The 23,006-nt window shown below is 60.7% G+C and carries 16 protein-coding genes and 3 pseudogenes; 10 read left to right on the forward strand and 9 right to left on the reverse strand.

The annotated features are described in order from the left end of the window. Positions 1–18: 18 nt before the first annotated feature. From FBY10_RS17750 to FBY10_RS17765, 5 genes and pseudogenes are all read left to right on the forward strand, one after another. The gene (locus tag FBY10_RS17750) at positions 19–957 is read left to right on the forward strand and encodes a pectate lyase (RefSeq protein WP_145337196.1); all 939 of its coding nucleotides are present in this window, start codon (positions 19–21) and stop codon (positions 955–957) included. A 251-nt stretch (positions 958–1,208) separates the two neighbouring features. Beyond that, entirely contained in the window at positions 1,209–2,459 is a 1,251-nt protein-coding gene (locus FBY10_RS17755; protein WP_145337197.1) for a glycoside hydrolase family 68 protein, read from the forward strand. A 918-nt stretch (positions 2,460–3,377) separates the two neighbouring features. Next, a pseudogene (locus tag FBY10_RS32195) lies at positions 3,378–3,797 on the forward strand (HAMP domain-containing protein); the annotation flags it as partial. 102 nt (positions 3,798–3,899) lie between these two features. After that, positions 3,900–4,655, forward strand: coding sequence for a methyl-accepting chemotaxis protein (locus FBY10_RS32200; RefSeq protein ID WP_371920981.1), 756 nt, complete (start codon positions 3,900–3,902; stop codon positions 4,653–4,655). A gap of 17 nt (positions 4,656–4,672) precedes the next feature. Further along, positions 4,673–5,593, forward strand: a complete 921-nt coding sequence (locus FBY10_RS17765; RefSeq protein ID WP_145337199.1) for a substrate-binding domain-containing protein — start codon at positions 4,673–4,675, stop codon at positions 5,591–5,593. 95 nt (positions 5,594–5,688) lie between these two features. Here FBY10_RS17765 and FBY10_RS17770 read toward each other — a convergent pair whose 3' ends face one another. The 4 genes from FBY10_RS17770 to xylA form a co-directional block, all read right to left on the reverse strand. Beyond that, complete coding sequence (locus FBY10_RS17770) at positions 5,689–6,825, reverse strand: sugar ABC transporter permease (RefSeq protein WP_145337200.1); 1,137 nt, start codon at positions 6,823–6,825, stop codon at positions 5,689–5,691. Beyond that, positions 6,826–8,370 carry a D-xylose ABC transporter ATP-binding protein gene (gene xylG, locus FBY10_RS17775; protein WP_178116764.1) on the reverse strand — a complete coding sequence of 515 codons (1,545 nt, stop codon included), beginning with the start codon at positions 8,368–8,370 and terminating at the stop codon, positions 6,826–6,828. It abuts the gene before it with no gap. A gap of 5 nt (positions 8,371–8,375) precedes the next feature. Next, the gene (gene xylF, locus FBY10_RS17780; protein ID WP_145337202.1) at positions 8,376–9,377 is read right to left on the reverse strand and encodes a D-xylose ABC transporter substrate-binding protein; all 1,002 of its coding nucleotides are present in this window, start codon (positions 9,375–9,377) and stop codon (positions 8,376–8,378) included. 101 nt (positions 9,378–9,478) lie between these two features. After that, positions 9,479–10,795, reverse strand: coding sequence for a xylose isomerase (gene xylA / locus FBY10_RS17785; RefSeq protein WP_131698798.1), 1,317 nt, complete (start codon positions 10,793–10,795; stop codon positions 9,479–9,481). 139 nt (positions 10,796–10,934) lie between these two features. Between xylA and FBY10_RS17790 the strand changes: the two genes are divergently transcribed. Further along, positions 10,935–12,107, forward strand: a complete 1,173-nt coding sequence (locus FBY10_RS17790; protein ID WP_145337203.1) for a XylR family transcriptional regulator — start codon at positions 10,935–10,937, stop codon at positions 12,105–12,107. Positions 12,108–12,287: 180 nt separating this feature from the next. Here the strand turns inward: FBY10_RS17790 and FBY10_RS17795 are convergent, their stop codons facing one another. Next, a complete protein-coding gene (locus FBY10_RS17795) occupies positions 12,288–12,596 on the reverse strand; it encodes a DUF6124 family protein (RefSeq protein WP_131698796.1) in 309 nt (102 codons plus the stop codon). 424 nt (positions 12,597–13,020) lie between these two features. Beyond that, positions 13,021–15,429, reverse strand: coding sequence for a glucose/quinate/shikimate family membrane-bound PQQ-dependent dehydrogenase (locus FBY10_RS17800; RefSeq protein ID WP_145337204.1), 2,409 nt, complete (start codon positions 15,427–15,429; stop codon positions 13,021–13,023). A 244-nt stretch (positions 15,430–15,673) separates the two neighbouring features. On the opposite strand from FBY10_RS17800, the gene FBY10_RS17805 reads away from it, so the two are divergent. Continuing rightward, positions 15,674–16,975 carry an Nramp family divalent metal transporter gene (locus tag FBY10_RS17805; protein ID WP_074846027.1) on the forward strand — a complete coding sequence of 434 codons (1,302 nt, stop codon included), beginning with the start codon at positions 15,674–15,676 and terminating at the stop codon, positions 16,973–16,975. Between the two features lie 49 nt (positions 16,976–17,024). On the opposite strand, the gene FBY10_RS17810 is transcribed toward FBY10_RS17805, so the two are convergent. Continuing rightward, a complete protein-coding gene (locus FBY10_RS17810; RefSeq protein WP_064052580.1) occupies positions 17,025–18,068 on the reverse strand; it encodes an LLM class flavin-dependent oxidoreductase in 1,044 nt (347 codons plus the stop codon). Between the two features lie 344 nt (positions 18,069–18,412). Here FBY10_RS17810 and FBY10_RS32205 point away from each other — a divergent pair. Continuing rightward, a pseudogene (locus FBY10_RS32205) lies at positions 18,413–19,297 on the forward strand (cache domain-containing protein); the annotation flags it as partial. A 309-nt stretch (positions 19,298–19,606) separates the two neighbouring features. Further along, a pseudogene (locus tag FBY10_RS32210) lies at positions 19,607–20,203 on the forward strand (methyl-accepting chemotaxis protein); the annotation flags it as partial. A 32-nt stretch (positions 20,204–20,235) separates the two neighbouring features. On the opposite strand, the gene FBY10_RS17820 reads toward FBY10_RS32210, so the two are convergent. Then, positions 20,236–20,721 (reverse strand): flavin reductase family protein, encoded by a 486-nt coding sequence (locus FBY10_RS17820; RefSeq protein ID WP_145337206.1) that lies wholly within the window; start codon positions 20,719–20,721, stop codon positions 20,236–20,238. A 322-nt stretch (positions 20,722–21,043) separates the two neighbouring features. On the opposite strand from FBY10_RS17820, the gene FBY10_RS17825 reads away from it, so the two are divergent. Beyond that, a complete protein-coding gene (locus tag FBY10_RS17825) occupies positions 21,044–22,450 on the forward strand; it encodes a cytosine permease (RefSeq protein ID WP_145337207.1) in 1,407 nt (468 codons plus the stop codon). On the opposite strand, the gene FBY10_RS17830 is transcribed toward FBY10_RS17825, so the two are convergent. Further along, a complete protein-coding gene (locus tag FBY10_RS17830; RefSeq protein WP_145337208.1) occupies positions 22,438–23,004 on the reverse strand; it encodes a sarcosine oxidase subunit gamma in 567 nt (188 codons plus the stop codon). The two genes, FBY10_RS17825 and FBY10_RS17830, sit on opposite strands and share 13 nt — an antisense overlap. Positions 23,005–23,006 lie beyond the last annotated feature (2 nt).

The raw sequence follows: 23,006 nt of genomic DNA on the forward strand, positions 1-23,006 counted from the left end.
TGTATAGAGAGGGAACTCATGTCGTATCCAGAAAGCAAACTCACCGGCTTGACCGGTTTCGCCCTTGCGGCAAAAGTGACCGGCGGCTGGTCTGGCCCTGTGGTCAGTATCACCAGCCTGGATCAACTCAAGGCCAATATTGGCGACACTACCCCACGGGTATTGGTGCTCAACAGTAATATCTCGGCGTCGAGCCTGACCAAAGTCAACATGGGCGCCAACAAGACCCTGATCGGTTCGTTCCAGAACCGTACGTTGGAGAATATTCACCTGCGTGCAACTGCGCAGTCGCAGAACATTATTCTGCAGAATATTATCTTCAAACATTCGGCGAGCATTAAGGCCAATGACGATATTCAGGTGTACCTGAACTACGGCAGCAAGTATTGGATTGACCATTGCTCGTTTGTCGGGCACAGCTGGTCCGCCACTGACGGCAGTGAAGACAAACTGCTGTATATCGGTGAAAAGGCCGATTATGCCACCATCAGCAACTGCTTCTTTGGCAGCCACAAGTACGGCCTGATCTTCGGTCACCCGGCGGATGATAATAAGGCAGAGTTCAACGGTTACCCGCGCCTGACGGTGTGCCATAACCGCTTCGACAACATGGAAGTGCGTGCGCCCGGCTTGATGCGTTACGGTTATTTCCATGTGTACAACAACTACATCAATAACTTTCACCTCGGTTTTACCCTGGCGCAGAACGCCAATATCCTCTCTGAAAGCAACTATTTTGGCGAAGGCAGCCAAAACAAAGGCATGTTGGATGATAAGGGCACCGGGACGTTCACTGATACAAACAGTGTGCCGCCGATCACCAACCAAAAGTCGCCCAAAGCACAATGGACGGCAAGTTCTAACTACGCCTATACATTGAAGACGGCGGCACAAGCCAAGGACTTTACACAGAAAAATGCCGGGGCCCAGGCAGCGGCGCTGGTGTTTGGTAGTTGAGTAGCTAGCTTTCTACTTAGCTGTCATTTATTGCACGTGCCACTGTATTTATATCAAGGATATAAATACAGTGATGGCCTTTGCAATCTAAATAATTCTTCATGTTGCGGTAATTAGGTTCTCATGTTAAACCTTGTTTCGCACTTGCAGCGCCAACTATCTATTGCTCTTCCAGTCATCATTAAGTTGCTGGCTGTCATGTGCTATTTAATCTTCGCTTGTCATTTAAGCGTCAGCAAAAGGACATCATCATGAAACATGCGAATCACGCACCCACTCGCTGGACACGGGCCGATGCGCTGAAAGTTAATGAGAATGACCCGACGACGACACAGCCGTTAGTGAGTCCTGACTTTCCTGTCATGAGCGACACGGTCTTTATTTGGGACACCATGCCGTTGCGTGAACTGGATGGCACGGTGGTATCGGTGAATGGCTGGTCGGTGATCTTCACCCTGACCGCCGACCGCCGCCCCCATGATCCACAATTCATCAATGCCGATGGCCGTTACGACATCAAGCGTGATTGGGAAGACCGCCATGGTCATGCGCGGATCTGCTACTGGTACTCGCGCACCGGCAAGGACTGGATCTTCGGCGGCCGCGTCATGGCTGAAGGGGTTTCGCCGACCACCCGTGAATGGGCGGGCACGCCGATCCTGTTGAATAACAACGGTGACATCGACCTGTATTACACCTGCGTCACGCCGGGTGCCACAATTGCCAAAGTCAGGGGGCAGGTTGTCACTTCGGACACCGGTGTCGAGCTGCGAGGCTTTACTCAGGTCAAGTCATTGTTCGACGCCGACGGCACCTATTACCAAACCGAAGCGCAGAATGCGACCTGGAACTTTCGCGATCCCAGCCCCTTTATCGATCCCGTCGATGGCAAGTTGTACATGGTGTTCGAAGGCAATGTGGCCGGCGAGCGCGGAACTCACGAAGTGGGCCCGAATGAAATAGGCCTGGTACCGCCAGGGTATGAAGATGTAGGCGGTGCGCGTTATCAGGTGGGCTGTATCGGCATCGCGGTTGCCAAAGACCTCAACGGTGACGAGTGGGAGATTTTGCCGCCGCTGGTGACTGCCGTCGGGGTGAATGACCAGACCGAACGGCCGCACTATGTGTTCCAGGACAACAAGTACTACCTGTTCACCATCAGCCACAAGTTCACCTATGCGGATGGCGTGACGGGGCCGGATGGCGTCTATGGGTTCGTCAGCGATCACCTGTTCGGCCCCTATACGCTGATGAATGCGTCGGGGCTGGTACTGGGCAACCCGCCTTCGCAGCCGTTCCAGACGTATTCCCACTGCGTGATGCCCAACGGCCTGGTGACGTCGTTTATCGACAGCGTGCCCACCACCGGCGATGACTACCGCATCGGCGGCACCGAGGCGCCGACGGTCAGGATCGTGTTGAAGGGCGCTCGTTCGTTTGTGCAGGAGGCTTACGACTACGGTTACATTCCGGCGATGCGGGATGTGGTGTTGAGCCAGTGACCGCAGTGCAAAACCCAGCCTGATTTCATCAGGTAGGTGGGAGGGGGCTTGCCCCCTCCCACTTTTTTTGACCGCATTTCAGCCGCCTTCAACGCTCAAGTCCCCGCCCACCTGGCCGATACAGGCACTAGCACCACGAGTGATCCCGAACGCGTAGGTGCACACCTGGTCGTCGCTCAGGTCAACGAATAAAAATCAAAAGGGGTGGCCATGACCATATTGCAGCGTGTGATCGGCGGGTTCGCAGTGCTGGTGCTGTTACTGCTAGTCATGGCGGGGATCAGCTATCAGAACACGCAGTCTATCAGCAGTCGCTTGAACATTATCACCGGCCAGTCGGCACCCTTGAGCCGGGCCGCCAGTGAGTTATACGTGCATATCCTGCGCGCCAACCAGGCGTTGCTGGCCATTCAGATCAGCACCGACCCCAAGCAGATCGAGGACGGCAAGCGACCGTTCACCGAGAGCATCGCCCAGTTCAACCAGTTGCTCGACAGCACCCTTGCCTATACCGGCGAGCATGAGGCGCTGCGCGCGAACCTGGCGCAGCAGCGCCAACAGGTAGCGGCCTACGCCGAGCAGTCGCAGGCGTTGATGACGTCCCACGTGCAACACGTGCAGCAGTTGGCGCTGACGCGGCAACTGCAAGGCTACAGCAGTGCTCAGGCGATACAGCTGACCAGCTATCTGCGCGATTACATTGCCCATGCCCGCAGTGTCGGCGAGCCGCAACAGGTGGCCGCAGCGGAAAAGCTGCTGTTGGAAGTCAACAAATCCTACGATGGCTTCGCGGCTCATACCGTTACGCCCGCTATTGATAAATTACAGCGCGTGCTCAACCTGCAGGACGAAGTGATCAGCACCCGGGCCCAGGCCCTGACGGCGATTGATCCCAGGGTCGGGCGGATTGCCGGCGTCATGGTCAATCGCCTGCTGACTGACCTGACCGCCCCTGACGGGCTGTTCCAGGCTTATCAGGTGGAGGCGAAACTGGCTGCGCAGGTGCAGCAGCAACGCAATGCGGTTGACGCGACCCTGAAAGCCACCCTGGACAGGATTGGCGAGTTCGGCAGCCAGTCCCTGGAGGTCGCCAACCAGGCCAGTCAGTCGGCCAATGCCACCATCGGCACCAGCCGCAGCTTGCTGTTGATCGCGTGTGTGCTGGCGGTGCTGGCGGCAGTGGCGATTGGTACGTGGGTCGCCTTCAGCCTGCGGCGTCCGCTGGCGGCGTTTCGTGAAGTCCTCAAGACGCTCACGGCGGGGGACATGCGGGTCAGTTTCGATGTCAGCCGCAAAGATGAGTTCGGTGAGTTGGGCGGCTACCTGAACGAACTGACCACGGCCCTGCGCAAAACCTTTCGTGAATTGATCAGCTCTGCCGATGCGCTGGCCGTTACCGCAGGCAGCAACGCCTTGAACAGCGAGCAGACCACCCGTGTGGTGGATGAGCAGAAGGACCGGTTGCAATCGGCAGCCTCGGCCATGACGCAGATGGAAAGCACGGTCGAAGAGGTGGCTCGGCGTGCGCAGGACACCCGCCAGGCCGTGGACGACACGAGTGAACTCACGCACAAGGTGCAGGCGCGCGTGGCCGAGACCATCGTCAACATCCGCCAGCAGGCCGACCAGGTGAACAAGGCCACGCAGGTGACCGATGAGTTGCAGAAGTACGGGCAGAATATCGAGGGCATTGTTGTCGCCATTCGCACCATTGCCGAACAGACCAACCTGCTCGCCCTGAATGCGGCGATTGAAGCGGCCCGTGCCGGCGAGCAGGGACGCGGTTTTGCGGTAGTGGCCGATGAAGTGCGCTCCCTGGCCAGCCGTACCCAGACCTCGACCAGCGAAATCCAGGACATGATCGGGCTCATGCAGGAAAAGATTCACTCGGTGGTGCACGTGATGAACGAAAGCCAGGCGCAGTCCACCCAGTGCGTGTCCCTGGCCTCGGGCGCGGGCGACTTGCTGCTGTCGATGAGCGATTCGGTCGACAGTATCCGCGACATGAATATCCAGATCGCCGCCGCCACCGAGGAGCAGAGCGCCACGGTGCAGGAAACCAGTCGGATGGTCATCCAGATCAACGATTCGGCCCAGCAGACGGCAAATGGCGCCGAGCAGTCCGCCATCAGCAGCCACGAGCTGTCGGACATGGCCAAGGTGCAGCGCGAGCTGCTCCATCATTTCAGCGTTTGAGCCGCGGGAGTCAGAACATGAAAGCATGGTTAATCCTCGCCTTGGGGGCGACGCTGTTCATACCGGGCCCAGCCCAGGCCGCCACGCCCTTGCTGGGTGTGGGCATGGCAAAGTACGACGATAACTTCCAGACCCTGCTGCGCAATGGGGTGCAGCAACAGGCCAGCGTCATGAACGTCGACATCTTTATGGAGAACGGTCAGGACAGCGTCGACTTGCAGATGCGCCAATTCCGCAACCTGGTCAACGCCAAGGTGGATGCGATTATCGTCGCGATGGTCGACGGCAAAAGTGCGGCGCAGATGATGCAGCTGGCCTCGGACGCAAAGATCCCGCTGGTCTTCGTCAACCGCAATCCAAACCCGCAAAAGTGGCCGGCGCAGACCGCGTTTGTCGGCTCCAACGAGCTGGAGTCGGGGACCTTGCAGATGGAAGAGCTGGCGCGCCGCGCCGGTTACAAGGGCAACGTGGTGATTCTGGTGGGCGACCCGGCCAATGCATCCTCCTTGATGCGCACCGAGGACGTGGAGAAAGTCGTCGCCAAATACCCTGATATGAAAGTCGTACAGAAAAAAGTCGGTAACTGGGAGCGTAGCCAGGCCGCCACGATTGTCATTGACTGGGTCAAGCAGGGCGTCGATTTTTCGATCATCGCGGCCAATAACGATGAAATGGCAATCGGCGCGATCATGGGGCTGGAGAAGGCTGGCAAGCAGGCCAAGGACTATTGGGTCGGCGGCATCGACGGCACCCCGGACGGGTTGAAATTGATGGCTGAGGGCAAGATGGCGGTCAGCGTGTTCCAGGATGCCGCCGGCCAGGCCGGTGGCGCAGTGGACACCGCGCTGCGCATGGTACGCGGCGAGGTGCTGGAGTCGACGGTGGTCTGGGTGCCGTTCAAGTTGATCACCCCAGAGAATCGTCAGGCGTTTGAATAGGACTGACCGCCTCGCTCCAACCTTGGAATGCAGTCAAATGTGGGAGGGGGCAAGCCCCCTCCCACAGGGTTATGGGGTGTTAGTGAGAACGGGCGTCAGCGCCGCCCCGTGCGCGTACTCACGTCCACCCACACCGCCAGCACCAGAATGCTGCCCTTCACAATCATCTGCCAGTAACTGTCCACGTCCAGCATCGACATGCCGTTATCCAGGCTGGTAATCACCAACGCCCCGAGCAACGCGCCATACACCGTGCCCGAGCCGCCGCGCATCGACGTACCGCCAATAAAGCACGCAGCGATGGCATCCAGTTCGCCCATGTTGCCCGCTGACGGTGAGCCCGCCGCGAGACGCGCGGTGTTGACCAGGCCGGCGAGGGCGCACATCACGCCCATGATGCCGAAGATCCACAGTTTTACCGCCTGCACGTTGATGCCCGACAGGCGCGTGGCTTCCATATTGCTGCCCACCGCGTATACACGGCGGCCGAACACGGTCTGGCTGGTGACGTAGCTGAACACGCCGAGCAGCACCAGCAACAGCAGCACCGGTACGGGGATGCCGTCGTAGCTGTTGAGGGTGGTGACGAACCCGGCGAGCACCGCGCCGATCACCCCCACGCGCAGCACATCGCGCACCAGGGAGTGTGGCGCCAAGCCATGCAGCGCTCGGTTGCGGCGTTGTTTCCAGGTCAGGAACAGGGTCAGGGCAAACAGCAGAACCCCAAGGCCAATCCCCACCGAATGCGGCAAATACCCCTGGCCTACATACACCAGCGACGGCGACACCGGCGCGATGGTGGTACCGCCGGTGATCCCCAGCAGAATCCCGCGAAACGCCAGCATGCCGCCCAGGCCAACGATAAACGACGGAATGCGCAGGTAAGCGGTCATGTAGCCATTGGCCAAACCGATCATCAGGCCGCACAACGCCACCAGGCTGAGGTTGGCCAGCAGCGGGATGTGATAGATCACATCGAGGATCGCTGCGAGCCCGCCCAATAATCCCAGCAATGAACCCACCGACAAATCGATCTCGCCGCTGATGATCACCAGCACCATGCCGCACGCCAGGATGCCGGTGATCGACATCTGCCGCAGCAGGTTGGACAGGTTGCGCGGGGTGAGGAAGCCGCCCTCGGTCTGCCAGCTGAAAAACAGCCAGATAAACGCCACGGCGATCACCAGGGCGAGCATTTTGTAGCGGGTGAACAGCTGTTTGACCTGATTCATCTACGCGGTTTTCCGATTGTTATTATTTTGGCTGAGTGCGGCGGCGAGCACCTGTTCCTGGGTGAGCCCTTCATTGATGAAATCGCCGCGCAACTGGCCGTCGCCGATCACCAGCACGCGGTTGGATACGCCGAGCACTTCGGCCAATTCCGAGGAAACCATGATGATCGACACGCCTTCGGCCGCCAGCGCGCCCATCAGTTTGTAGATTTCATACTTGGCACCGACATCCACCCCGCGTGTGGGTTCGTCGAGGATCAGCACTTTGGGCTTGGCCATCAGCATTTTCGCCAGCACGGCTTTTTGCTGATTGCCGCCGGACAGGCTGGTGATCGGCAGGAACGGGCTGGCGGTCTTGAGGTGCATGCGTGCGATCTGCTGGTCGATGCTGCCCAGTTCGGCTTCGGCGTCGATGCGGGTCATATGCGCATAGGTATCGAGGACCGCCAGGGTGATGTTCTGGCCCACGCCCAGATCGGGAATGATGCCCTGGCGCTTGCGGTCCTCGGGCACCATGCACAGCCCGGCGCGGATCGATTTGAGCGGCGTGCGCGTGTCGATCACCTGGCCGTCGAGCCACACCTCGGCGCTGTAGCGGCCGGGGTAGGCGCCGAACAACGCCGACACCAGCTCCGTACGCCCGGCGCCCACCAGCCCGGCTATGCCGAGGATTTCGCCGCGCTTGAGCACGAAGGAAATATCGTCGACGCGCTTGCGCTTGGGGTTGTCGACGTCATAGCAGGTGACGTTGCGCGCTTCGAAAATCACCTCGCCGATGGCATGGGGCTCGGTGGGGTAGAGGTTGCTCATTTCCCGCCCGACCATCTGCGTGATGATCTGCGGGATGTCCATGTCGGCCATCGCCGTGGTCGCGATGTGCTTGCCATCGCGGATCACCGTAATGGTGTCGCACACGGCCGCGACTTCATCGAGCTTGTGGGAGATGTACACGCAGGCCACGCCCTTGGCCTTGAGGCTGCGGATGATGTCGAGCAGCACCTCGATTTCCGAGCGGGTCAGGGCCGAGGAGGGTTCGTCGAGAATCAGCAGGCGCGCCTGTTTGTTCAGGGCCTTGGCGATTTCCACCAGTTGCTGGTAGCCGCCGCCGTACTGCGACACCGGCAGCGCGACGTTCATGTCCGGCACTTTGAGCTCACGCATCAACGCTTCGGCGCGGTGAAGCATCGCCGGGTAGTTCATGCGCCCGCCGGGCAAGGTCAGTTCGTGGCCCATGAAGATGTTCTCGGCCACCGACAGGTCGGGCACCAGGGTCAGTTCCTGGTGAATGATGACGATGCCGGCGGCCTCGGTCTCGCTGATGGACTGGGCCCTGAGCGGTTGCCCGTCCCAGAGGATTTCCCCCTCCCAGGTGCCATGGGGGTAGACCGCCGACAGCACCTTCATCAAGGTGGATTTACCGGCACCGTTCTCGCCGCACAGGCCGACACATTCCCCCGGCCGCACCTTGATGTCGATGCCGTTCAGCGCGTGGACACCGCCAAAGGTTTTGACGATGCCGTTCATTTGCAGCAGGTAGTCGGCCATGGCGGTCACTGCCCGCCGATCTGCTCTTTGGTATAGAACCCGTCCTTCTCCAACAGGTCGATATTGGCCTTGGTCAGCGGCGTCGGGGTGAGCAGGATGGTGTCGACTTTCTTGCTGCCGTTGTCGTACTGCGAGCTGTAGGTGGGCTTCTCGTTACGCGCCAGTTGCACCGAGAGCTTGGCGGCTTCGGTGGCGATCAGCTTGAGCGGTTTGTACACGGTCATGGTCTGGGTGCCGTCGATCACGCGCTTGACGGCGGCGAGGTCGGCGTCCTGGCCGGAGATCGGCACCTTGCCCGCCAGCTTCTGTGCGGCCAGGGCCTGGATCGCACCGCCGGCGGTGGCGTCGTTGGAGGCGACGATGGCGTCGATTTTGTTGTTGTTCCGAGTCAGGGCATTTTCGACGATGCTCAGGGCTTCGGTAGGGTTCCATTCCTTGACCCACTGCTGGCCGACAATCTTGATATCGCCCTTGTCGATGGCCGGTTGCAGCACCTTCATCTGGCCTTCGCGCAGTACCTTGGCATTGTTGTCGGTGGGGGCGCCGCCGAGCAGGAAGTAATTGCCCTTGGGCGCCGCTTGCAGCACGCCGTTGGCCTGCATCTCGCCGACTTTTTCGTTATCGAAGGAGATGTAGGCATCGATGTCCGCGTTGAGAATCAGGCGGTCATAGGACACCACCTTGATCCCGGCTTTCTTGGCTTCGGCGACGGCATTAGTCAGCACAGTGGCGTTGAATGGCACGATAACGATCACGTCGACGCCCCGGGAGATCAGGTTTTCGATCTGCGAAATCTGCTTCTGCTCGTTGGCATCGGCGGACTGCACAAAGACCTTGGCATCGAGTTTTTCCGCAGCGGCGACGAAGTAATCACGGTCACGGGACCAGCGTTCCAGGCGCAGGTCGTCGATGGAAAAACCGATTTTCGGGTGGGCGGAATCGGCCATCACCGGCAGTGCGAACAGGGCCAGGGCGGTGGCGAGCAGGGTACGTTTGAATGACTTCATGGTGGTGCGTCCTTTTATTGTTGTTGGAAAGACACAGCGTGATGCGGGTAGAACTGTAGAGCGTCCTTCGACGCTCCGTGCACAGATTTGTCGCGCAAATGTCACCGATAAATAAACCGGTTGACCACTCCCTCCAGCATCTCCTGCCGACCACTCACGGCCTGCGGGTTCAGTTCGTGGGCAAACGCATGTTCGGCCAGCGACTCCAGGCTGAACTCACCGGCCAGCACGGCTTGGCCCAGCGGCTGTTGCCAACCGGCATAGCGCTGGTCCTTGAACTGCTGCAACCGGTCGTTTTGCACCATGGCCGCCGCACGCTCCAGGGCCAGCGCCAATACGTCCATGGCCTCGACATGCCCGTGGAACAGATCCACCTCATCCAGGCTCTGACGCCGTACCTTGGAATCAAAGTTATAGCCGCCGTTTTTGAACCCGCCAGCCTTGAGGATTTCATAGGTGGCGAGGGTCATCTCCTCGACGCTGTTGGGGAATTGGTCGGTGTCCCAGCCGTTCTGCGGGTCGCCCCGGTTGGCGTCGATGCTGCCGAAGATGCCCAGGGACACGGCCGTGGCGATCTCGTGATGGAAGCTGTGCCCGGCCAGGGTGGCGTGGTTGGCCTCGATATTCACCTTGATCTCGTGTTCCAGGCCGTACTCATGCAAAAAGCCGAACACCGTGGCGCTGTCGTAATCGTACTGGTGCTTGGTCGGCTCCTGGGGCTTGGGCTCGATCAGCAGGTCGCCCTTGAAGCCGATCTTGTGCTTGTGCTCCACCACCATGCGCATAAAGCGCCCGAGCTGTTCGCGCTCGCGCTTGAGGTCGGTGTTGAGCAGGGTTTCATAGCCTTCACGGCCGCCCCACAGCACATAGTTGGCGCCCTTGAGTCGCAGCGTGGCGTTCATCGCGCTGAACACCTGGGCAGCGGCGTAGGCAAACACCTCCGGGTCCGGGTTACTGGCGGCACCGGCGGCAAAACGTGGGTTGCTGAAGCAGTTGGCGGTGCCCCAAAGCAACTTGATGCCGGTCTGTTCCTGATGGCGCTCCAGGTGGTCGACCATCTGCGCAAAGTGGTTGCGGTACTCCTTGAGCGAACTGCCTTCCGGCGCCACATCGGTGTCGTGAAAACTGTAGTAGTCGATGCCCAGCTTGGAGAAAAACTCGAAGGCCGCCTCAGCCTTGCCGATGGCCACGTCCATCGGCTCGCCGCTGCGCTGCCACGGGCGTTTGAAGGTGCCCATGCCAAACATATCGGCGCCGGGCCACACGAAGGTGTGCCAATAACACGCGGCCATGCGCAGGTGCTCGCGCATCGGTTTGCCGAGGATCAGCTTGTTGGCGTCGTAATGGCGAAAGGCGAGGGGGGCGTCGCTGCTGGGGCCTTCGAAGCGAACCTTCTCGACACCGGGGAAGTACGGCATGGCGTTTTCCTTATTGTTCTTGGCGGTGTCTGGATACTAGCAACGGCTCCTGGCCCGCTGATTATGAAAATCATCAAGGTGTAGTGCGATTTTGAGTGGCAGGGGCTAGTCTGGTGTGACTGGCCTCAGGACAAAAACAATGAAAACCCTACCGCCCGTCCACCGCATCGCCCTGTTGTTCAACGGCAGCAAAATCTACGACCGCGGCATCATCGCCGGCATCGGCAATTACCTGAGCAGCACCCGCGCGTCCTGGGATCTGTTCCTGGAAGAGGACTTCCTCTGTCGCCTCAAAGGCATCGAGCGTTTTCAGGGCGACGGCATCATTGCCGACTTCGACGACCCGCTGATTGGCGAGGCATTGGCCGACAGTCAGTTGCCGGTGGTGGCGGTGGGCGGCTCTTATGAGGATGCACGCGCCTACCCCAAGGGCATTCCGTATGTGGCGACCGACAACGACGCGTTGATGAAGCTGGCGTACGAGCACCTGATCGAGGCCGGGCTGACGCGATTTGCCTGTTTCAGCCTGCCAGAGGCCCAGGCCAATCGCTGGGCCCAGGAGCGTGAAAAAGCCTTTCGCCGCCTGCTGCAACGCGATGGTTTGCACGTCGAGGTGTATCGCGGCCTGGGCACCAGCGCGCCGTTGTGGGACAGCGCGGTGGAACAGCAGATTGCCTGGCTGCACAGCCTGCCCAAGCCCATCGGCATCATCGCCGTCACCGACGCCCGCGCCCGGCAACTGCTGCAAGCCTGCCTCACTGCCGGCATCGCCGTGCCGGAGCAAGTGGCGTTGATCGGCATCGACAACGACCCCCTGACCCGCACCCTCACGCGGGTGCCGCTGAGTTCGGTGATCCAGGGCACGGAAACCATGGGGCGCACGGCCGCCGCCTTGCTGCACCAGATGCTGCACGGCAAACCGTGCGTGGGCACGCAGGTCCTGGTGCCGCCGGAGGCGATCAATGTACAGGCCTCCAGCTTGCATCAACCCTTGGGTAATCCGTACGTGATGCAGGCGCTGCTGTTTATCCGCCAGTACGCCTGCCAGGGCATCAAGACCGCGCAGGTGGCGGCCTATGTCGGCGTGTCGCGCTCCTCCCTGGAAGCGCACTTTCGCAAGGTGCGCGGCTGCAGCGTGCATGACGAGATCCTGCGCTTCAAACTCGCCGCCGCCGCCAAGGGCCTGGAAAGCCACGAACTGGCGATTGCCGATATTGCCGCCAGGTGCGGCTTCAAGTCGGCGCAGTACCTGCACACCGTGTTTCGTCGCGAGTTTGGTTGTACGCCACGGGAGTACCAGCAGGGTGCGTAGTATGCGTTGCCCGTGCCTGAGTAAGGCCTTACATACACTGCTGGACCCAATGTGGGAGGGGCGGTGCGACGATTCGACTTGCCCCCGATGACGGTGGATCAGTCAATCAATTCATTGACTGACACCGCCATCGGGGGCAAGTCGAATCGTCGCACCGCCCCTCCCACCTTTTTTACGCGTTCAGGCAGTTGCTTTTGCGGGTTTCAGGCATTCGATGGAGCGATCCACGGTGGTCTTGGCAATTTCCAGCAAATGCCACACGGCCAGAATCTTCGCCCGTTCGGGGTTTGGTAGCAGGTCACCGCAATCCAGCGCCGTGGCGGAAGCGCTGTCGAGCAAGCTGGCGGTGTAAAGCAGGGCGTCTTCGAAGCTCAGGTCTTCGTTGACCGAGTGGAGGCCTTGGGTGGGTAGGTAGTGGTTGATGGCGCGGTTGAAGGCGGCGCGGTCTTTGGCGGGGTCGTGGGGTGGATCGGGGATAACTTTATTCATGGTGTACCTTCGCGTTGGATGAGGGACCGACACCCTTCGCGACTAAACGAGGGTGGTGGCTGTACGCAGGTTAGTCGACCGGCTCCAACGCGAAAATACCGGCGCACCCGAAGGTGCCCTGCGCACAGCCACCATAAAACTCATGGAGGACCATGCACGCGTTGGAAGGTCAGGCGACTAAACCCGATCACTGATTTGGCAGTGACGGACCGCAGACTAGCCAGCGATTCCAACAGGCACAAGGCGGCAGGGATTGTCTAGGAAACGTCCTGCAATTAAAAACGAGCCGGACTGGCTGGCCCTTTACAAACCATGACCAAATGCCACTAACGATGCCGCTCAACTATTGAAATGCAGGCGATGTGTGAGGGGGCTTGTTGCCGATGCCGGAGCGCGGTGCAGGGGCACCGCGCGGACAGAGGGGTTATGGCAGGGCGTAGGCGATCACGTAGTCGCCACGGTCGGTGGACTGGCGCGCACCGCCGGCGGTGACGACGATGTACTGCTTGCCGGTTTTCGGCGACACGTAGGTCATCGGGCCGCCCTGGCTGCCGACGGGCAGGCGGGCCTTCCAGATTTCATCACCGTTGCCGCTGTTGAAGGCGCGCAGGTAGAAGTCCTGGGTGCCGGCGATAAAGATCAGGCCGCCCTGGGTCGACAGGGTGCCGCCGAGGGTCGGCAGACCGATCTTGATCGGCAGGTGCATGCGGATGCCCAGCGGACCGGTGTCTTCAACGGTGCCAACCGGCACTTGCCATGCGACTTTCTGGGTCTTCATGTCGATGGCGGTGAGGGTGCCGAACGGCGGCGCCTGGCACGGAATGCCGGCCACCGACAGGAAGCGGTTTTTGTTCACCGCATACGGCGTGCCCTTGAGCGGGACCGCGCCCATGCCGGTGTTCAGCGCTTCGCCACCGGACGAAGACTGGGCCTTGTTCTGCGACGGCACCATCTGGATCCACAGGCCCAGGCGCATGTCGTTGACGAAGATAAAACCATGCACCGGGTCGGTGGAAATGCTGCCCCAGTTCATGCCGCCCAGGGAGCCCGGGAAGCTCAGGGATTTATCGGTGCCCGGCGCGGTGTACAGGCCGTCGTAGCGCATGCCCTTGAAGTCGATGCGGCACAGCAACTGGTCGTACGGGGTGGCGCCCCACATGTCCGACTCGCTCAGGGTCTGCGCGCCAATCTGCGGCATGCCCACGGATTTCGGCTGGGTTGGCGAGTAGGGTTCGTTGGGGATGTTCGCGGCTTTGACCGGGACTTCCTTGACGTCGGTCAGTGGCTGGCCGGTGGCGCGGTCGAGTACATAGATCTGCCCGGCCTTGGTGCCGATTACCACTGCGGGTACCGCCTTGTCGCTGCCCGGTGGGGTGAAGTCGATCAGGCTCGGTTGCATCGGCAGGTCGAAGTCCCACAGGTCATTGTGGACGGTCTGGTACACCCACTTTTCAGCCCCGGTGGAGGCATCCAGCGCCAATACCGAAGCGCCGTATTTATGGTTGAGCGGGGTGCGCTCCACGCCATAGATGTCGGTGGACGAGCTGCCCATCGGCAGGAAGACCGTGTTCATCAACGGATCGTAGGACATCGGCGCCCAGCTGTTGGGGGTGCTGCGCACATAGGTGCTGCCGGCGGCCGGTGCTTGTTTGTCTTCAGGGTTGCCCGGGTCGAAGGCCCAGCGCATTTGCCCGCTGATCACGTCAAAGCCACGGATCACGCCGCCGGGCATATCGGTTTGTACGTTGTCGGCCACGCGACCACCGACCACCACGGTGGTACCGGCGATCAATGGCGCGGAAGACAGCTGGTAGTAGCTGTCCGGCACATTGCCCAGGCCGGCTTTCAGGTCCACCTGGCCGTGGGTGCCGAAGTCTTCGCAGAATTTACCGGTGTCGGCATCTACTGCGATCAGGCGCGCATCGATGGTGTTGGTCAGCAAGCGGCGCTGGCATTGCGCACCGGCTGGAACGCTGGCGGCAATGATCGGCGAGCTGTTGGGCTGGGTCGGTTGGGCAATCGGCGCGGTGGCGTCGAAATACGCCATGCCCCGGCAACGCTGCCACACCGCCGACTTGGCGTTGACTTCGTTCTTCCACAGCTCTTTGCCGGTGTCGGCGTCGAGGGCGATCAGGTTGTTGTGCGGGGTGCAGATAAACACCTTGTTGCCGATCTGCAGGGGCGTGAGCTGGTCTTCGGCGCCATTGCCGTCGCTGAGAGCCACGTCACCGGTGTGGTAGGTCCAGGCCACTTTGAGCTGGTTGATGTTGTCGCGATTGATCTGGTCCAGCGCGGCGAAGCGGCTGCCACCTTCGGTGTTGCCGTAGTGCGCCCAGTCCTTCTGCGCGTCGGCGGCGGCCACGGGCGTGATGCCTGGGCCTGCACCGGTTGGGGCGACACTGGGGTGGGCGACAAACATATTGCCCGCCGCCACTGCCACGCCCACCGCCAACACGGCGGCAACGCCATAGGCACCGCGCGCAGGTCGGCCCGCCAGCAGCGGATACACCAGCGCCACCACCAGGCCGATGACCGCGAACATGAACAGCCGCGAGAACAGCGGCCAGAACACCAGGCCCACATCCGCCACCGCCCAGATGGCCGTGCCGATCAGGAACGCCGCGAACAGCCATGCACCTGCGGTCTTTTGCCGGGCAATCAGCAGGCCGGAAACCGCCATGGCCACGCCGCCGATCAGGAAGTACCAGGAACCGCCGAGGCTGACCAGTTTGGCGCCGCCAACGGCCAGCGCGAGGCCGAGCAGGGCGATGATCACGCCCAGACCCAGGAGTAAGAATCTAGAGACGCCAGTGGCGCGCGATGCTCGTTTCATGTCGAAAGGACTCGAGTGAGAGAGGGCAAAGACGCGATTTTAGCAAGATAAGTAACCAGATAGTACATTTTGCCGTGTGCACAGCGATCCAATCCTCTTTCTGTGCGGGCAATCAGCACTCAAGGGGAGGCGCCCGCCAGGAAACATTTATTAATAAATACGCGCGCTGATTGGTTGTACGACGTCATATCAACTGTGTTCGACTATCTCCGCTCTCACAAAAAAAACAACGGAGACTCCCCCTATGACCGATTTCCCTTCGATAGAAGGCAAGTCTGCCGCACCCGTAAGCGGCCATGTTGTACGACTACTCAAGCTATTAGGCCCAGGCGTGATCGCCGTCCTGTCTTGGCTGGGTGCCGGCGATTTGATTACTTCCTCCGTTGCCGGCGCCAATTACGGCTACGCCATGATGTGGGTGCTGGCAGTTTCTCTGCTGCTCAGGTACCTGATCGTCAACATCATTGCGCGCTTTCAGCTGTGCAATAACCAAGGCATGACGATCCTTCAGGGTTATGCCCAGTTGAACCCGTTCTTCGCCTGGTTCCTGCTGGTGTATGCGCTGCTGATGGGGCATTTGATGAATGCCTACATGATCAAGGGTGCGGGTGAAGCCCTGGCCATGCTGTTCAAGACTGACTACGCGCTGCTGTGTTCGGTGGCGGTGGTGTTGGCGGTGTGGCTGCTGGTGGGGCGCAATATCTATTCGATGATCGAAGGCGTGATGAAAGGCCTGCTGGCAATCATGACCCTCGCGTTCATTGCCTTGGCGGTGATGTCCGGGCCGGATATGGCGGGCATTGTCAAAGGGACTATCGGTTTCAGCATTCCGCCGGATGAGGGCGTACACGGGGCGTTGCTGGTGGCAGTCTCGGTGATCGGCGCGGTGGCGGGCTCGATTGCTAACTTCGTGCACCCTTATGTCATGCGCCAGAAAGGCTGGGTCGGCCCACAGCACAAGCGCATCCAGCGTAACGACCTGCTATTCGCCGTGTTCGTCGGCATTGTGATCAACCTGGCGATCTGGATTGTGGGCGCCGAAATCCTGCGGCCCAACGGTATTGAAGTGAAGACCTTGGGCGACCTGGGCAAGGCGCTCGAAATCTTCTTCGGGCCGATCGGCTGGTACATTTTCTTTATCGGTGTATTCGCTACGCTGTTTGCCAGCATCTCCGGCAAAACCACGGCCTTCCCGATGCTGATCACCGATGCCTTCCAGCACGTACGGCCTGGACGCCGTGAGCGTTACGGCAAAGAGTTCCACCATGACCCGATGCACAAGTGGTTCATGTTGTTCATTCTGGTGACCCCGCTGATCTGGTCGCTGCCGGGCATGCCGGACTTTGTCACGCTGACCATCGGCGTCAGCGCGTTGAACATCATTGGCTTGCCGGTAATTTCCCTCGGCTTGCTGATTATGTCCAACCAGAAGTCGCTGCTGAGCAAGGAATACCGCAATAACCTGTTCGAAAATATTGCGCTGCTTTTCGCCACGGGGCTGGCGCTGTGGGTCGCGTTCCAATTGGGTGTCGAACTGTTCAGTTGATGCCGGGCGGGCAGGCGTCGCACCTGTTTGGCGCGACGCCTGCAAGCAATCAACGAAACGCCGGCACCACCTGCTCGATAAACAGCGCCAACGACTTCTTCTTCTCGGCATGGGGCAGGCTGTTGTCGCACCAGAAGCTGAACTCATCCACGCCCAGTTCCTGGTAGTAGCGGATGCGCGGGATGATTTCTTCGGCGGTGCCGATCATCGCGGTCTTGTGCAGGCTGTCCAGTTCGAACTCCGGGCGGGCGGCGAATTTTTCTTCCGGGCTCGGTGCCAGGAAGCCATTCACCGGCACCTCTTTATTGCCGAACCAGGCATCGAAGGTGCGATAGAACTTCGAGATCGCCTTGGCCCCGACTTTCCAGCCGTCCGGATCATCGGCGGCATGCACGTGGGTGTGACGCAGCACCATCAGTTGCGGGCGCGGTACGCCGGGGTTGTTGTCGAGGGCGGCCTGGAATTTGTTTTTCAGGTCGAGGACTTCTTCGTCGCCCTTCATCAGCGGCGTGACCATCACGTTGCAGCCGTTGGCGACTGCGAAGTTATGCGAGTCCGGGTCGCGGGCGGCGATCCACATCGGCGGGTTGGGCTGCTGGATCGGCTTGGGCACGCTGGTGGAGGTGGGGAATTTCCAGATGTCGCCGTCGTGGGCGTAGTCGCCTTTCCACAACGCACGCACCACCGGCACCATCTCACGCAGCGCCTGGCCGCCGCTGGAGGCGGGCATGCCGCCGGCCATGCGGTCGAACTCCACCTGGTAAGCACCACGGGCCAGGCCGACTTCCATGCGTCCGTTGCTGATCACGTCGAGCAAGGCGCATTCGCCCGCCACCCGCAGCGGGTGCCAGAACGGCGCGATGATGGTCCCGGCGCCCAGGTGAATGGTGGTGGTCTTGGCCGCGAGGTAAGCCAGCAGCGGCATCGGGCTCGGCGAGATGGTGTATTCCATGGCGTGGTGTTCGCCAATCCATACGGTGCTGAAACCGCCGGCCTCGGCCATCAGGGTCAGTTCGGTCAAGTCTTCGAACAACTGGCGGTGGCTGACACTTTCGTCCCAACGCTCCATGTGTACGAACAGGGAAAACTTCATGACGCTTACCTCGGATCTATTGTGATCGGCCTGTCGACTGCGGGCCCTTAAGTGCTCTCGCCAATGTGAAGCATGCCAGTGATGATGGCTGTTCGGCGGATTGATTGTTGGTATACCATAATACGGAATATCCGCAAAACTTTTCTCTCCAACGGTTGCACCCTCACCTGACAAGGAAGGCGAGCTCGATGAACATAAAACAAAAACTGATCCTGGCCTTTGCGGTGATCGCCAGCCTGCCGGTAATGCTGGTGGCTGTGCTGATCATCCTCAATGTGCGCCATGAGGCACGCGATGGCTTTATCGACAGCAGTGGGCGCGAAATCCGCCAAGTCGACAACGCCATGCAGTTGTTTTTCGAAGGCATCAGCCAGAACGTCAGCTACCTGGCCGCGCACCCGCAACTGCAGAGTATCAATGGCGATGTGAAACGCTACCTGGCCAGCGATGCTGCGCAAGTCGCTCCTGGCGAACGCGACGAGCAGTTGTTCAAGCTGTTCGAAGGCCTGGCGAAGAGTCATTCGGCTTATACCTACCTGTCCCTGGGCACCGAGGACGGTGGCTATGTGTTCTGGCCTGGCGACCCCAAGCTCGCCAGCTACGACCCGCGCACACGGCCCTGGTACAAGACGGCCATGGCGCAGCCGGGCAAGACCCTGCGCACCGAGGCCTATTATTGGGCCGCCGACGATGTGGTGCTGGTCAGCACTGTGCAAAGCTTCAACGACCGCCAGGGCAAGGCGAGCGGGGTGGTCAACATCGACGTGTCGCTCAAGCAGCTGACCGACCTGGTCAAGCAGATCAAGCTGGGCGAAAGCGGCTACCTGATGCTGATGGAAGCCAACAACACGGTGCTGGTGGACCCGAATGACCCGTCCCACAATTTTAAGCCGCTCGGTGAGCTGGGCGATGGCTATCGCCAGTTGAGCGAAGCCGGCCAGGGCCTGGTGCAGGTCGAGTTGGCGGGTGAGCGCTACATGGCGCTGGTGTGGCCGTCCAAGGCCTTGGGTTGGCGGTTTGTCGGGCTGGTACGCGAGAGTGAAGTGATGGCCGGCGCGACGCGCCTGACCTGGCTGATCGCGGCCATCGCGCTGGTGTGCGGTGTACTGTTCGCGGTGGCGGGGGCCTGGTTTGCCGGGCTGATCGTCAAGCCGATTCGCGGCGTGGCCAGCGGCCTGGAAGGCATTGCCCAGGGGGAGGGTGACTTGACCGCGCGCCTGGCGGTGAAGGGTCGCGACGAGACGGCGCAACTGGCCGGCTGGTTCAACCAGTTCCTCGAAGCGATCCGCACGCTGATCCAGCGCATCGGCCAGGCCGCCGGGCAGATCCACAGCAGCTCCGGGAGTGCCACCGAAGTCTCGGTGGAAATGGCCGAAGTCGCCGAGCGCCAGCGCGAAGCGGTGGATATGGTTTCGACGGCGTTTCATGAAATGGTCGCCACCTCCAACGAAGTCGCGCGTTCCTGCAGCCAGGCTGCCGATTCGGCTGACAACGGCCAGCGCCAGGCCCACACCGGGCAGCAACAGATCGACGCGGCGGTAAGCAGTGTCGGGCGCCTGAGTGTAGAGATCGGCCAGTCCGCCCAGGCCATGGAGCAGCTGGAAAAGGACAGCAACGACATCCAGTCGATCCTCGGCACCATCCGCTCCATTGCCGAACAGACCAACCTGCTGGCCCTGAACGCCGCCATCGAAGCCGCACGGGCGGGCGAGCAGGGGCGAGGATTTGCGGTGGTGGCGGACGAGGTGCGGGCGTTGGCCAAGCGCACGTCGGACTCCACCGGTGAAATCGACGGGCTGCTCGGCAACCTGGCGCGCCGCACTCACCAGATGGGCAAGCAGATGCACGCGAGCCTGGAGGTGTCCCAGGAAACGGTCGTGTCGATCAACGACGCGCGTGAAAGCTTTGGCCTGATCCGTGAATCGGTGGACGTGATCCGCGACATGAACACGCAAATCGCCACCGCCGCCGAAGAGCAGCACCAGGTGGCCGAAGACATCAATCGGCATATCAGCCAGATTCATGGGGACGCGCAATTGGTGGCAAGCCTGGCCGACTCCACGCGCCAGGATGCGCAGCAATTGACGGCGTTGTCGCAGACGTTGAATCAGTTGGTCAGCCGCTTCCGCACCTGACCTGGCTCGGGCTGTCTGATGAGGTGTGTGGCTCAGGCCGGCATCGGCAACGCGCCCATCTTGCCGTGGCAGTACACCAGTGGCCCGGTGTTCTGCCGGGGCACGATCAGGTTTTTTACTGCGCCGACCATGATCGCGTGGTCACCGCCTTCATATTCGCGCCACAACTCGCACTCGATCACCGCCGTGGCATTGGCCAGGATCGGGTTGCCCAACTCACTGAGCGTCCATTCGATGCCCTGGGCCTTGTCCTTGCCCTTGCGCGCAAAGGCATAGGCTTCGGTTTGCTGCCCACCGGAAAGCACATGAATGGCAAAGCGTTTGTTCTTGATCAACACCGGGTACGAGTCGGAGCTGTAGTTGGGGCAGAACAGCACCAGGGCCGGGTCCATGGACAGTGAGCTGAAGGCACTGGCGGTCAGCCCGACGATTTGCCCGTCGTCATCGAGCGTGGTGATCACGGTGACCCCGGACGGAAACGAACCCATCACTTGTTTGTAGATAGCGGCATCGATCATGGGGCGGTCCTCTGCGGGTAAAGCGGTTTTTATGAGTTTGTAGGTCTGATGGTATACCGTAATACAGTGGATGCAACCGCTTTTTCTGTCGCCCGATGAACGTCAATCCTGGGGCTTATAGCCAATAAATACGGGAGCCATGGTAGGAAATAACAGGGTGCCCTGTGGCACACTTGCGGATCAGATGCGTGCTGAAACTACGGATCAGTCTTGTGAAAATGTTGGAATACCATAATATGGTGTTCATCTGAGGGGCGGCCAGAGAGCTCCCCCGGTTTGGCGTCAAACAACTATAAGATCAGACAAACGCGAGTTCATTTCCATGCCCCAGATGTCCCGGCAAGACCCCCTGATCGAGCATCACACGGTCGATTACGTCCCCCTCGCAGAGCGCCATGGAAAGGCCCGCGACCTGTTCACCTTATGGTTCAGCACCAACATCGCACCGCTGCCGATCGTCACCGGTGCCATGGTCGCCCAGGTGTTCCATCTCAATCTGGCGTGGGGGCTGCTGGCGATTGCCCTCGGGCATCTGCTCGGCGGCATCGTGATTGCCCTCGCATCGGCCCAGGGCCCGCGCATGGGCATCCCGCAGATGGTGCAGAGTCGTGGCCAGTTCGGCCGTTACGGCGCGCTGCTGATCGTGTTCTTCGCCGCACTGATCTACATCGGCTTTTTCATCTCCAATATCGTCCTGGCCGGCAAGTCCATCGTGGGCATCGTGCCGTCGGTGCCGGTGCCGGCGAGCATCCTGATCGGCGCCCTCAGCGCCACCGCCATCGGCGTGATCGGCTACCGCTTTATCCATACCCTCAACCGCATCGGCACCTGGGTGATGGGCAGCGCGTTGCTGGCCGGTTTTATCTACATCTTCGTCCATGACCTGCCGGCGGACTTCCTGACCCGAGGCGGCTTCAACGCCGCTGGCTGGTTGGCCACCGTGTCGCTGGGGGTGATCTGGCAGATCAGCTTTTCGCCCTACACCAGCGACTACTCGCGCTACCTGCCGGCGGATATCGGCATCACCCGGCCGTTCATTGCGACCTACCTGGGCGCCACCCTCGGCACCATCCTCTCCTTTGCCTTTGGCCTGGTTGCCGCACTGGCCACGCCAGAAGGCACCGAAGCCATGGTCGCGGTCAAGCAAGCCACCGGCTGGCTGGGGCCAATCCTGATGGTGCTGTTCCTGCTCAATATCATCAGCCACAACGCCCTGAATCTGTACGGTGCGGTGCTGTCGATCGTCACCTCGATCCAGACCTTCGCCAGTCACTGGACCCCGAGCATCAAGGTGCGCGTGGCGCTCTCAGGCGTGATCCTCACCGGTTGCTGCGTAGTCGCCTTGGGCGCCTCGGCGGACTTCATCTCGCAATTTATCGGCCTGATCCTCGCGCTGTTGCTGGTGCTGGTGCCGTGGGCGTCAATCAACCTGATCGACTTCTACATCATCAAGCGCGGGGTCTATGACATTGCCTCGATTTTCCGGGCGGATGGCGGGGTGTATGGGCGTTTCAACCTGCATGCGATCGTGGCGTACTTCATCGGCATCATCGTGCAACTGCCGTTTGCCAATACCTCGCTGTATGTGGGGCCGTGGGCCAACCTGGTGGAAGGCGCGGACCTGTCGTGGCTGGTGGGACTGGTGGTGACGTGCCCGTTGTATTACTGCCTGGCGACACGTCAACACACCCAAAAGGTCAGGGCGGCGCGGTTGGGCTACACCGACTGAGCCACCCCGCCGAACTCCTCCAACGCATCCCGCAACGCGCCCTCGAAGTATGCCTTCGAGGCGCGATCCCAGAGGATATGAAACGCCGGCAGCTCCACACTCCCTGTGTGGATGACAATCGCATTGACCCGCGCCACCGACGTCTGCGCCACCGTCCCCGGCTTGAAGGCCGGGAAACTGAGATCCACCCCGCACAGCTTGGCCATCACCTGCGCAATCACGCCACCGCTGAGCAGCACGCAGGCATGGCTGTCCTGGCGCGGCAGCAGGTAATTGGCGCGGTGGTCCAGTTCCCAACGCGCTTCTTCATCGGCAATCCGCTGCCCCTGATCCTGCGGGCTGCCCAGTAGCAGGTATTCGTTCTGGGACAGGCGCGCCACCCAACTGCCGTCCGCTTGCGCGCTGGCTTGGTTGGGCGCGCCCGGCAACGTGAAGCCGCGCGCCGTGAGGTACTCGGCGCTTTGTGTGCCGCGAAAGCCGACCCGGGGCAGGTCGGTCTGGTCCTGCAGCTGGCAGGGCGGCGTGAACAATTCGTGGGCTTTCAGACTGGTCATGG

The sequence above is a fragment of the Pseudomonas sp. SJZ103 genome (assembly GCF_007828335.1).
Classification (GTDB): domain Bacteria; phylum Pseudomonadota; class Gammaproteobacteria; order Pseudomonadales; family Pseudomonadaceae; genus Aquipseudomonas.